At 60.4% G+C, this 12020-nt stretch carries 10 protein-coding genes; 8 read left to right on the top strand and 2 right to left on the bottom strand.

The features are described from left to right. Positions 1–96: 96 nt before the first annotated feature. Positions 97–996 carry a LysR family transcriptional regulator ArgP gene (locus tag BLU63_RS17355; protein WP_083375865.1) on the bottom strand — a complete coding sequence of 300 codons (900 nt, stop codon included), beginning with the start codon at positions 994–996 and terminating at the stop codon, positions 97–99. Positions 997–1091: 95 nt separating this feature from the next. Between BLU63_RS17355 and BLU63_RS17350 the strand changes: the two genes are divergently transcribed. From BLU63_RS17350 to BLU63_RS17340, 3 genes are all read left to right on the top strand, one after another. Continuing rightward, a complete protein-coding gene (locus BLU63_RS17350) occupies positions 1092–1493 on the top strand; it encodes an ACT domain-containing protein (protein WP_010457610.1) in 402 nt (133 codons plus the stop codon). Between the two features lie 6 nt (positions 1494–1499). Beyond that, positions 1500–2102 carry a LysE/ArgO family amino acid transporter gene (locus tag BLU63_RS17345; protein WP_010457612.1) on the top strand — a complete coding sequence of 201 codons (603 nt, stop codon included), beginning with the start codon at positions 1500–1502 and terminating at the stop codon, positions 2100–2102. Positions 2103–2278: 176 nt separating this feature from the next. Further along, on the top strand, positions 2279–2875 hold the full coding sequence (locus BLU63_RS17340; protein ID WP_010457614.1) for a superoxide dismutase: 597 nt from the start codon (positions 2279–2281) through the stop codon (positions 2873–2875). 216 nt (positions 2876–3091) lie between these two features. On the opposite strand, the gene BLU63_RS17335 is transcribed toward BLU63_RS17340, so the two are convergent. Next, positions 3092–3448: a DUF6124 family protein gene (locus tag BLU63_RS17335; RefSeq protein ID WP_083375864.1), complete on the bottom strand. Its 357-nt coding sequence runs from the start codon at positions 3446–3448 to the stop codon at positions 3092–3094. A gap of 1302 nt (positions 3449–4750) precedes the next feature. Between BLU63_RS17335 and BLU63_RS32790 the strand changes: the two genes are divergently transcribed. From BLU63_RS32790 to BLU63_RS17310, 5 genes are all read left to right on the top strand, one after another. Next, positions 4751–5113: a hypothetical protein gene (locus BLU63_RS32790; protein WP_144443421.1), complete on the top strand. Its 363-nt coding sequence runs from the start codon at positions 4751–4753 to the stop codon at positions 5111–5113. Positions 5114–5117: 4 nt separating this feature from the next. Next, positions 5118–7169, top strand: coding sequence for a putative bifunctional diguanylate cyclase/phosphodiesterase (locus tag BLU63_RS17325; protein ID WP_010457618.1), 2052 nt, complete (start codon positions 5118–5120; stop codon positions 7167–7169). A gap of 233 nt (positions 7170–7402) precedes the next feature. Then, positions 7403–8746 (top strand): imelysin family protein, encoded by a 1344-nt coding sequence (locus BLU63_RS17320; RefSeq protein ID WP_010457619.1) that lies wholly within the window; start codon positions 7403–7405, stop codon positions 8744–8746. A gap of 751 nt (positions 8747–9497) precedes the next feature. Beyond that, complete coding sequence (locus tag BLU63_RS17315) at positions 9498–10925, top strand: di-heme oxidoreductase family protein (RefSeq protein ID WP_083375862.1); 1428 nt, start codon at positions 9498–9500, stop codon at positions 10923–10925. 26 nt (positions 10926–10951) lie between these two features. After that, entirely contained in the window at positions 10952–12016 is a 1065-nt protein-coding gene (locus tag BLU63_RS17310; protein ID WP_010457623.1) for an imelysin family protein, read from the top strand. Positions 12017–12020 lie beyond the last annotated feature (4 nt).

Raw genomic sequence — 12020 nt, 5'->3', positions numbered from 1 at the left:
GTAGAGCTCCAACAAATGCAGCGGTGAGCATCAAGCTACACGCAGCAAGTTAAAAACGGTCTGCAAGCGCTTCACTTGCGGCTTGCAGCTTGACGCTTATGGCTGCTTCCAGGGCACCAGCCATTGCTTCGACGAACGCACCAATTGATCGGTCAGCAACCCCAGCAGCTGACCGCCATTGCGCCAATGATGCCAGTACAGCGGCACATCGATGGGCTTATCTGGCAAAAGCTCCACCAATACACCGCGTTCCAGTTGCTCGCGCACCTGCAATTCGGGCACCAGGCCCCAGCCAAGCCCGGCTTCGGTCAGGCGGATAAAGCCTTCAGACGATGGGCATAAATGGTGTTCGAAACCGCCATCGACCCCGAGGGACGCGAGGTAGCGATGCTGCAGGAAATCGTCCGGGCCGAAGACCAGCGCCGGGGTTTTTGCCAGCAGGTCAGCACGCACGCCTTCAGGAAAATGCCGGGCGATAAACGCCGGGCTGGCCAACGCGCGATAACGCATGGCGCCCAATAACACGCTACGTGCGCCAGCCACCGGGCGCTCGCTGGCGCAGATGCACGCGGCCACTTCGCCAGCGCGCATGCGTTTGAGGCCGACGGTCTGGTCTTCGACGACCAGGTCCAGCAGCAGGTGTTGCTCAGCGCAGAAATCACTGACGGCTGCGGCCCACCAAGTCGCCAGGCTGTCGGCGTTCAGGGCGATGCGCAGACGTTCCGGCAGACCTTCTTCGTCCAGCGCCGGTACCAGCGTCTGTAGATCCCGTTCCAGCAAACGCACCTGCTGGACATGGTTGAGCAGCCGCCGACCAATCTCGGTAGGCGCCGGTGGCGTGACCCGCACCAACACCGGCTGGCCGACCCGCGCCTCCAGCAACTTGATGCGCTGGGAAATCGCCGATTGCGACAAGCCCAGAACCTGCGCGGCACGTTCAAACCCGGCCTGCTCGACCACGGCGGCCAGGGCAGACAGCAATTTATAGTCGAACATCAGTTTTCCTAATGAGCGATCAGCATGATTGGTTTTTCTTATACCGCGTTGCACCGGAGAATAGCCAGTAAGCACTCTTGAACAGGATCACCGACATGGCTGGCGAAACTTCATTGGCAACCCTGCTGCGCAGCATGAGCCCGCACCTCAATGAGGGCGAATATGTATTTTGCACCCTGCGCGACGGCCAATTGCCCGCCGGCCTCGCGATCGTCGGCAGCTTTCGCGAGCAGGAGGGGCTGACCGTCATTCTCGAACGCTCCCTCGCCGAGCAGGCCGGTTTCAGCTTCGACTACGTCGCGGCCTGGATCACCTTGAACGTGCACTCAGCCCTCGAAGCCGTCGGCCTCACCGCCGCCTTCGCCACGGCATTGGGCCAGGCCGGCATCAGTTGCAACGTGATCGCCGGTTACTACCACGACCATTTATTCGTCGGTCAGGCCGATGCCCAACGCGCAATGCACGTGTTGCGCGACCTGGCAGCCAACGCGGAGTAAACCCTTATGTGGCAAAGCTATGTGAACGGCCTGCTGGTGGCCGCCGGGCTGATCATGGCGATCGGCACTCAGAACGCGTTTGTGCTGGCGCAGAGCCTTCGACGTGAACATCACCTGCCGGTGGCGGCGCTGTGCGTCACCTGCGACGCCTTGCTGGTGGCCGCCGGGGTATTCGGGCTGGCGACGGTGCTGGCGCAAAACCCGACCTTGTTGGCGGTCGCCCGCTGGGGTGGCGCGGTATTTCTGATTTGGTATGGCAGTCAGGCGCTGCGTCGGGCGTGCTCGAAACAAAGCCTGCAACAAGGTGAAAACCAGACGGTGCGCTCGCTACGTGCGGTGATGCTCAGCGCGTTGGCCGTCACCTTGCTCAACCCGCACGTTTATCTGGATACCGTGTTGTTGATCGGCTCCCTCGGCGCGCAGCAAACCGAGCCCGGCGCTTATGTCGTGGGGGCGGCCAGTGCGTCGTTGTTGTGGTTTTTCACCCTGGCACTCGGCGCGGCATGGTTGGCACCCTGGCTGGCACGGCCCAGCACCTGGCGAATTCTCGATCTGCTGGTGGCGGTGATGATGTTTGCCGTGGCGTTTCAATTAATCGTCGCCAGCTGATTATTCCAAAAGGCTCTGGAACCTCTATCCCACACAGTTGTTGCGTGGTTATGCCGCACCCCCGGTGCTATGATCCGATCCGATGCGCCGCAAAGAGTACAAACTCCCCGGCGCTTGTCTGGCCGCCCGTGATCGGCCTTGCGCTCACCGCAACTGACCTGATTAGGAGAATCATCATGGCTTTCGAATTGCCGCCGCTGCCTTACGCACACGATGCCCTGCAGCCGCACATTTCCAAGGAAACTCTGGAATACCACCACGACAAGCACCACAACACCTACGTCGTGAACCTGAACAACCTGGTGCCAGGCACCGAGTTCGAAGGCAAGACCCTGGAAGAAATCGTCAAGTCTTCCTCGGGCGGCATCTTCAACAACGCCGCTCAAGTCTGGAACCACACTTTCTACTGGAACTGCCTGGCGCCAAACGCCGGCGGTCAACCAACCGGCGCACTGGCTGAAGCCATCAACGCTTCTTTCGGTTCGTTCGACAAGTTCAAAGAAGAATTCAGCAAAACCTCCATCGGCACCTTCGGTTCCGGTTGGGGCTGGCTGGTGAAAAAGGCTGACGGTTCCCTGGCCCTGGCCAGCACCATCGGCGCCGGCAACCCGCTGACCAGCGGCGACACCCCGCTGCTGACCTGCGACGTCTGGGAACACGCTTACTACATCGACTACCGCAACGTTCGTCCGAAATACGTCGAAGCGTTCTGGAACCTGGTCAACTGGAAATTCGTGGCTGAGCAATTTGAAGGCAAAACCTTCAAGGCTTAAGCTCGACGCCAGACAAGAAACCCGGCTTTTATGCCGGGTTTTTTTTATGGACTTTGGAAGTATTCACTGCCGTGTGTCGCTCAAACATCGAATCAACTACCCGGCCGCCTTCGCGAGCAGGCTCGCTCCACAGTGAACACACCCTTTATAAAACCCGCTCGATCTCCTGCGGGAGCGAGCCTGCTCGCGAAGAACGATGACGCGGTCTCTGGAATGCTATGCCGGATCGACGTTATCAAGCGCCCGGTTCACGGCCAGTTCTGCCAGCATGATGATCTGCTGGATTGCCAGCACGGTGTTGCGCTGCGGGCCGATCAGGTTCGAGGCGAAATCGCTGGCCATGACGCTGGCCGAAGCCAGTGACTCGCAGGCTTGGGCCAGGAGGCTTTCAGTGTCCATGTCGGGGGCGATCATGAACATCGTGCTGGGGCGACGGGGTTTTTCGAGGTATTGGTTTGGCGGGTCGAGGTAGTAGTCGAGGGCGCGTTTTATGGCTTCGTGGTCTTTGAGGAGCGTTTCGGCTTCGGTGGTGGGTGCAGTGTTGACGGGTGGGTCGGGGATTAATTTGTCCATTGAATTTCTCCAGCGTTGGAGCCTCCACTTGCCGCTTCTCACACGGCGAAGAGGTGGCAGCTATGTGCGAGGTGAGAAGACCGGTTATGGACACCCGGCCGGACCGAAGTCCGCCCGCACACAGCCGCCATAACGCAAATACTGGCAGCGAATAAGCTGGCGGCGATTATGCGTGTACAGACACTGGATGACCATAAGTTGCCGGGCTCTCACACCCGGTCGCTGAGTTTTCAGCGACAGCCAGAGGTTAGAGAACACGCTTCCTACCCGGCAACCTGAAAAATGCGTGGGAAAACGCTGAGTTTTTTACACATCGTTCAACACACAAAAATGGAACGCGGAGCGTCCCGGGCGACATTCCCACGCGGAGCATGGGAACGATCAATCGGGAGGCATCAGGAAGAGATTGGTTGGCTGTCAGGCTGCCTTCGCGGGCAAGCCTCGCTCCTACAGTGGAATGTGGGTACCTGCAAAGAGATTGGTCGGCTGTCAGGCCGCCTTCGCGGGCAAGCCTCGCTCCTACAGTGGAATGTGGGTACCTGCAAAGAGATTGGTCGGCTGTCAGGCCGCCTTCGCGGGCAAGCCTCGCTCCTACAGTGGAATGGGTGTACCTGCAAGAGATTGGTTGGCTGTCAGGCTGCCTTCGCGGGCAAGCCTCGCTCCTACAGTGGAATGTGGGTACCTGCAAAGAGATTGGTCGGCTGTCAGGCCGCCTTCGCGGGCAAGCCTCGCTCCTACAGTGGAATGTGGGTACCTGCAAAGAGATTGGTTGGCTGTCAGGCCGCCTTCGCGGGCAAGCCTCGCTCCTACAGTGGAATGGGGGTACCTGCAAAGAGATTGGTCGGCTGTCAGGCCGCCTTCGCGGGCAAGCCTCGCACCTACAGTGGAATGGGTGTACCTGCAAGAGATTGGTTGGCTGTCAGGCCGCCTTCGCGGGCAAGCCTCGCTCCTACAAGAACTCAGCGTACAGCCTTTGATTCTCACCACTCATCAGGCCGAGCGTTAGCTCGCCTTCAGCTCTTGATCTTGATCTACCCGCCCCTTTCGGGAGGCTGAGTGGAGGTGTTCATCCGGGGAGTGGCGCGCAGCGCCGTTCGACGCAGTCGAACACGCTGCATGTAGGTCGTCGCGAAGCAGACCGGAGGGCAGTGTCCCCGGATGGATACCGGAGCGAAGGTACGCCGAGCCTTAGCGAGGGGCCGGACGCTTGGGGCGAGACTTTTTGGTTCCTTTTGTGGCGTTTGACAAAAGGGACTCGCCGTAAGGGCGAAACCGCCAGCCGCCGTTACCGCAGAAACGGATATGTACCCGGTCAACCACAACATGGTCGGCCCGAAGGCCGCCATCGCGAGCAGCCTCACTCCCACAGTTGAAATGTGGACACCAGCAGAACCCAAGCCAATCTCCGACAATGAAACCAGCATTCAGCCCCTTGCCCCCCCGCCACAGCAGGCTAACATCAACAAAAGGAAAAATAGTCCCAATCCCCCTCAAGTTGAAGGACCCAACTACCGACACAGTACTAATAGGGCAAATACTCAAAACAACAGCATTTCTGCCAAGCTGCAGGCAAAAAACCATGAGATTGAATGTCCCTTTGACTGCCATCACGGGATTGCCAATACTCATGGCAACTTGATGCTACCCGCACGGAACAAGGAATAACCCTTTGAAGCTGGAACTCAAGAACAGCTTGTCGGTGAAGTTGCTCCGGGTCGTGCTCCTGTCGGCATTGATCGTCGGCGTAGTCTTGAGCTGCGCGCAGATCGTTTTCGATGCCTATAAAACACGCCAGGCCGTGGCCAACGATGCACAACGCATCCTCGACATGTTCCGCGACCCCTCCACCCAGGCCGTCTACAGCCTGGATCGGGAAATGGGCATGCAGGTCATCGAAGGCCTGTTCCAGGACGAAGCCGTGCGCCAGGCCTCCATCGGCCATCCCAACGAAGCCATGCTCGCGCAAAAATCTCGTGAGTTGCACCATTCAAACAGCCGCTGGCTGACCGATCTCATTCTCGGCAAGGAACGCACCTTCACCACCCAACTGGTCGGCCGCGGCCCCTACAGCGAGTATTACGGCGATCTGAGCATCACCCTCGACACCGCCACCTACGGGCAGGGTTTCATCGTCAACTCGGTGATCATCTTCATTTCCGGCGTATTGCGCGCCCTCGCCATGGGCCTGGTGTTGTACCTGGTCTACCACTGGCTGCTGACCAAACCTCTGTCGCGCATCATCGAACACCTGACCGAAATCAATCCGGACCGCCCCAGCGAACACAAGATCCCACTGCTCAAGGGTCACGAAAAGAACGAACTGGGGATCTGGATCAACACCGCCAACCAGTTGCTCGAATCCATCGAACGCAACACCCACCTGCGCCACGAAGCGGAAAACAGCCTGCTGCGCATGGCCCAGTACGACTTCCTAACCGGTCTGCCGAACCGTCAGCAATTGCAGCAACAACTGGACAAAATCCTGGTCGACGCCGGCAAGTTGCAACGTCGGGTTGCGGTGCTGGTGGTGGGCCTGGACGACTTCAAAGGCATCAACGAACAGTTCAGCTATCAGACCGGCGACCAATTGCTGCTGGCCCTGGCCGATCGTCTGCGCGCTCACAGCGGTCGCCTCGGCGCCCTCGCTCGTCTCGGTGGTGACCAGTTCGCCCTGGTCCAGGCCGATATCGAACAACCTTACGAAGCCGCCGAACTGGCGCAAAGCATTCTCGATGATCTGGAAGCGGCGTTTGCCCTCGATCATCAGGAAATCCGCCTGCGCGCGACCATCGGCATCACCCTGTTTCCCGAGGATGGCGACAGCACCGAGAAACTGCTGCAAAAAGCCGAGCAGACCATGACGCTGGCGAAAACCCGCTCGCGCAACCGTTATCAGTTTTACATCGCCAGCGTCGACACCGAGATGCGTCGCCGTCGGGAACTGGAAAAAGACCTGCGTGACGCCCTGCGGCGGGACCAGTTCTACCTCGTCTACCAACCGCAGATCAGCTACCGCGATCACCGGGTGGTGGGTGTCGAGGCACTGATTCGCTGGCAGCATCCCGAACACGGTCTGGTGCCGCCGGACCTGTTCATCCCGCTCGCCGAGCAGAACGGCACCATCATCGCCATTGGCGAATGGGTACTGGATCAAGCCTGCAAGCAATTGCGCGAATGGCACGATCAGGGTTTCCCGGATCTGCGCATGGCGGTGAACCTGTCGACCGTGCAACTGCACCACGCCGAATTGCCGCGAGTGGTCAACAACCTGCTGCAGATGTACCGCCTTCCCCCTCGCAGCCTGGAGCTGGAAGTCACCGAAACCGGCCTGATGGAAGACATCAGCACCGCCGCCCAGCATCTGTTGAGCCTGCGCCGCTCCGGCGCATTGATTGCGATCGACGATTTCGGCACGGGTTATTCGTCCTTGAGCTACCTGAAAAGCCTGCCGCTGGACAAGATCAAGATCGACAAGAGCTTCGTGCAGGACCTGCTCGATGACGACGACGATGCCACCATCGTTCGGGCGATCATCCAGCTGGGCAAGAGCCTGGGCATGCAGGTGATTGCCGAAGGCGTGGAAACCGCCGAGCAAGAGGCCTACATCATCTCCGAAGGCTGCCACGAAGGTCAGGGCTACCACTACAGCAAACCGCTGCCGGCACGGGAATTGAGCGCCTACCTGAAACAGGCGCAGCGCAGTAACGCAGCCATTTTGTAGAGATCAAACAATCGCAGCCTCGTTCCACTCAACAGCTGCTACGGGTCCGTGTGCTTGTAGCCGCTGTCGAGTGAAACGGGGCTGCGATGTTTTTTGATCCACGACACAACGCTTGTACGAATAAGAAATATTTCCAGCTACAACCCTTTACAGATAATGCGAAAGATTTGCATTATGTCGCAGTTTTGCGCACCCGCTGCGCCATACCCCCCTCTCGAAGCAGGATGTTCGCCATGATTCGTATGCCTCTGGCTACCGCCAGTCTGTTGGCCATCGCTATTTCCCTCGCCGGTTGTGGCGAAGGCAAAGACAAGAACGCCGCTACGCCGACGCCGGCCGCCAGCACCGCTGCGGCTCCAGCTGCCGCCCCGGCCGCTACCAGCAAAGTCGACGAAGCCGCCGCCAAAGCCGTTGTCGCGCACTACGCCGACATCGTCTACGCCGTTTACAGCGATGCCGAATCCACCGCGAAAACCCTGCAAACCGCCGTCGACGCCTTCCTCGCCAAGCCGAACGCCGACACCCTGAAAGCCGCCAAGGCTGCCTGGGTGGCTGCCCGCGTTCCTTACCTGCAGAGCGAAGTGTTCCGCTTCGGCAACACCATCATCGACGATTGGGAAGGTCAGGTGAACGCCTGGCCACTGGACGAAGGCCTGATCGACTACGTCGACAAATCCTACGAGCACGCACTGGGTAACCCGGGCGCCACAGCCAACATCATCGCCAACACTCAGGTGCAGGTCGGCGAAGACAAGATCGACGTCAAAGACATCACCCCGGAAAAACTCGCCAGCCTGAACGAACTGGGCGGTTCGGAGGCCAACGTCGCCACCGGCTACCACGCTATCGAATTCCTGCTTTGGGGCCAGGACCTGAACGGCACCGGCCCTGGCGCCGGCAACCGTCCAGCCTCCGACTACCTGGAAGGCAAAGGCGCCACCGGCGGTCACAACGATCGTCGCCGCGCTTACCTGAAGTCCGTGACCCAGCTGCTGGTCAGCGACCTGGAAGAAATGGTCGGTAACTGGAAGCCGAACGTGGCCGACAACTACCGCGCCACCCTGGAAGCGGAACCGGTTGATTCGGGCCTGCGCAAAATGCTGTTCGGCATGGGCAGCCTGTCCCTGGGCGAACTGGCGGGCGAGCGCATGAAGGTTTCCCTGGAAGCCAACTCCCCTGAAGACGAACACGATTGCTTCAGCGACAACACCCATAACTCGCAGTTCTACGATGCCAAGGGTATCCGCAACGTGTACCTGGGCGAATACACTCGCGCAGACGGCACCAAAATGACCGGCGCCAGCCTGTCGTCCCTGGTGGCCAAAGCCGACCCGGCTGCCGACACCGCGCTGAAAGCCGACCTGGCTGCAACCGAAGCCAAGATGCAGGTCATCGTCGATCACGCCAACAAGGGTGAGCACTACGACCAGCTGATCGCCGCCGGTAACACCGCTGGCAACCAGATCGTGCGCGACGCCATCGCCGCCCTGGTCAAGCAGACCGGTTCGATCGAAGCCGCCGCTGGCAAACTGGGTATCAGCGACCTGAACCCGGACAACGCTGATCACGAATTCTGATCAACGCTGGCTGAGTGACTAAAGAGGCGACCTTCGGGTCGCCTTTTTCATGCCTGCCTGACACTGACCACTGTAGGAGCGAGCCTGCTTGTGATGGCGCCGTGTCAGTCACCATCAATGTTGAATTCAATACCGCCTTCGCGGGCAAGCCTCGCTCCTACAGGGTCTGCGCTGAACCTGTGGGAGCGAGCCTGCTCGCGAAGGCGCCGTGTCAGTACCATCCATGTTGAATTCAATACCGCCTTCGCGGGCAAGCCTCGCTCCTACAGGGGCTGCGCTGAACCCGTGGGAGTGAGCCTGCTTGTGATGGCGCCGTGTCAGTACCATCCATGTTGAATTCAATACCGCCTTCGCGGGCAAGCCTCGCTCCTACAGGGTCTGCGCTGGACCCGTGGGAGCGAGCCTGCTTGCGAAGGCGCCGTGTCAGTCACCCTCCATGTTGAATTCAATACCGACTTCGCGGGCAAGCCTCGCTCCTACAGGGGCTGCGCTGAACCCGTGGGAGCGAGGCTGCTTGCGAAGGCGCCGTGTCAGTCACCCTCCATGTTGAATTCAATACCGCCTTCGCGGGCAAGCCTCGCTCCTACAGGGTCTGCGCCGAACCCGTGGGAGCGAGGCTGATTGCGATGGCGGCGCCTCGGTCCCCTGTGAAAACCTGCCCCACATCAACCAAACGATAATTCCTCTTATTCAAACTCCCTTGCCCTGTTAGACTTTGCGCCCTTGTTTTGCTCGTCTTGCAGGATGTCTGATGCCCTCGCTGCTTCTTCGCTTGTCCGCACTGTTTCTGGCCCTGGGCCTGAGTGCCTGCGATGACGCCCCGCGTTTTACCAAGGCCGAACCCGGTGAAGCCCGGTCCGGTGGCGCGGCGACTGTGCGCAAGACCGATCAAAATGCGTTCTCCCTGCCCTCCGCGAACCTGTCGCCGTCACGGCGCGTGGATTTCAGCGTCGGCAACAGTTTCTTCCGCAACCCTTGGGTGATCGCCCCTTCGACCACCACCGCCCGGGACGGCCTCGGTCCGCTGTTCAATACCAACGCCTGTCAGGGCTGTCACATCAAGGACGGTCGCGGTCATCCGCCGACGCCCGATGCGGCGAACGCGGTATCGATGCTGGTGCGCCTGTCGATCCCGAATGCACCGGCCTATGCCAACGTCATCGAGCAGCTCGGCGTGGTCCCGGAGCCGGTCTACGGCGGCCAGTTCCAGGACATGGCCATACCCGGCGTGACCCCGGAGGGCAAAGTGCGGGTCGATTACACCCCCGTTCCGGTCCGCTTCAAGGACGGCACCGAAATCGAGTTGCGCAAGCCCAGCCTGAACATCACTCAACTGGGTTACGGCCCGATGCACCCCGACACCCGTTTCTCGGCACGCGTTGCCCCGCCGATGATTGGCCTGGGCTTGCTCGAAGCCATCCCCGACGAAGCGATCCTGGCCAACGTCGAGGCTCAGGCCAAGGACAAAAACGGCATCGCCGGGCGACCGAACCGGGTCTGGGACGACGTGCAACAGAAGACCGTTCTCGGCCGCTTTGGCTGGAAGGCCGGGCAACCGAACCTCAATCAGCAGAACGTTCACGCGTTCTCCGGTGACATGGGCCTGACCACCAGCCTGCGCCCCTTCGACGACTGCACCGAGGCGCAAACAGCCTGCAAACAGGCGCCGACCGGCAACGGCCCGAATGGCGAGCCGGAAGTCAGCGATAACATCCTGCGCCTGGTGCTGTTCTACAGCCGCAACCTGGCTGTACCGGCTCGTCGCGACGTCAATGCACCTGAAGTGCTGGCCGGCAAGAACCTGTTTTTCCAGGCCGGATGCCAGTCCTGTCACACACCGAAATACACCACCGCCGCCAACGCCGCCGAACCTGAACTGGCCAATCAAGTGATTCGCCCTTACAGCGATCTGCTGCTGCACGACATGGGCGACGGCCTGGCCGACAACCGCAGCGAATTCCAGGCCAGTGGCCGCGACTGGCGCACCCCGCCGTTGTGGGGCATCGGCCTGACACAAGCGGTCAGTGGCCACACCCAGTTCTTGCATGACGGCCGCGCGCGCAATCTGCTCGAAGCTGTGCTCTGGCATGGCGGCGAAGCGAAAGCGGCCCAGCAACAGGTTTTGTCTTTCAATGCCGAGCAGCGCGCTGCGTTGCTGGCGTTTTTGAATTCCCTTTAATACGTATTCCATAGCGGGAGCCCGACATGTTCCGTCCCAAATTGTTGTTCACCAGCCTCGCAGCACTCGCCCTCGGCGCTTGCTCGCCACAGGACCCGCAAGCCGTCACCTCGGCCGCCATCGCCAAATCGGTGATCCTGCCAACGTACACCCGCTGGGTTGAAGCCGACCGCCAATTGGCCGTCAGCGCCCTCGCCTACTGCGAAGGCAAGGAAAACCTCGACACCGCCCGCGCCGACTTCCTGCACGCGCAGAAAGCCTGGGCCGAGCTGCAACCGCTGCTGATCGGGCCGCTGGCCGAAGGCAATCGCGCCTGGCAGGTGCAGTTCTGGCCGGACAAGAAAAACCTGGTCGGCCGTCAGGTCGAGCAATTGGTCACCGCGCAGCCGCAGATCGATGCCGCCGCCCTGGCCAAATCCAGCGTCGTGGTTCAAGGCCTCTCGGCCTATGAATACATCCTGTTCGACAGCAAGCCGGACGTGGCCAACGACGCGCAAAAAGCCAAGTACTGCCCACTGTTGAAGGCGATTGGCGAGCGTCAGAAACTGCTGGCCGAAGAGATTCTGCAAAGCTGGAATAACACCGACGGCATGCTCGCGCAGATGAGCAAGTTCCCGAACCAGCGCTACGCCGACTCCCACGAAGCCATCGCCGACCTGCTGCGCGTCCAGGTCACCGCCCTCGACACCTTGAAGAAAAAACTCGGTACGCCGATGGGCCGCCAGAGCAAGGGCGTGCCGCAACCGTTCCAAGCCGATGCCTGGCGCAGCCAGTCGTCCCTGGCCGGCCTTGAAGCCAGTCTCGCCGCCGCCAAAACCGTGTGGGAAGGCGTCGACAACAAAGGCCTGCGCGGCCTGTTGCCGAGTGAGCAAAAACCGTTGGCCGACAAGATCGACGCCGCTTACGCCGCGTCCCTGAAACTGTTCGCCAGCAACCAGCGTTCGCTGACCGAGATGCTCAACGACGATGCCGGCCGCCAGCAACTCAACGATCTCTACGACAGCCTCAACGTCGTCCATCGCCTGCACGAAGGCGAACTGGCCAAGGCGCTGGGCATCCAACTGGGCTTCAACGCCAACGACGGTGACTGATGAG

The sequence above is a fragment of the Pseudomonas mandelii genome (assembly GCF_900106065.1).
Lineage (GTDB): Bacteria > Pseudomonadota > Gammaproteobacteria > Pseudomonadales > Pseudomonadaceae > Aquipseudomonas > Aquipseudomonas mandelii.
The sequence above is the reverse complement of the archived record's forward strand: the minus strand, read 5'-3'. Positions and strand labels throughout refer to the sequence as shown.

Excerpts from the sequence above, each read along its gene's own strand:
- BLU63_RS17335 (WP_083375864.1), bottom strand. The coding sequence starts at position 3,448 with ATGGACAAATTAATCCCCGACCCACCCGTCAACACTGCACCCACCACC.
- BLU63_RS17320 (WP_010457619.1), top strand. The coding sequence starts at position 7,403 with ATGATTCGTATGCCTCTGGCTACCGCCAGTCTGTTGGCCATCGCTATT.
- BLU63_RS17345 (WP_010457612.1), top strand. The coding sequence starts at position 1,500 with ATGTGGCAAAGCTATGTGAACGGCCTGCTGGTGGCCGCCGGGCTGATC.
- BLU63_RS17310 (WP_010457623.1), top strand. The coding sequence starts at position 10,952 with ATGTTCCGTCCCAAATTGTTGTTCACCAGCCTCGCAGCACTCGCCCTC.
- BLU63_RS17355 (WP_083375865.1), bottom strand. The coding sequence starts at position 996 with ATGTTCGACTATAAATTGCTGTCTGCCCTGGCCGCCGTGGTCGAGCAG.
- BLU63_RS17350 (WP_010457610.1), top strand. The coding sequence starts at position 1,092 with ATGGCTGGCGAAACTTCATTGGCAACCCTGCTGCGCAGCATGAGCCCG.
- BLU63_RS17315 (WP_083375862.1), top strand. The coding sequence starts at position 9,498 with ATGCCCTCGCTGCTTCTTCGCTTGTCCGCACTGTTTCTGGCCCTGGGC.
- BLU63_RS17340 (WP_010457614.1), top strand. The coding sequence starts at position 2,279 with ATGGCTTTCGAATTGCCGCCGCTGCCTTACGCACACGATGCCCTGCAG.
- BLU63_RS32790 (WP_144443421.1), top strand. The coding sequence starts at position 4,751 with ATGTACCCGGTCAACCACAACATGGTCGGCCCGAAGGCCGCCATCGCG.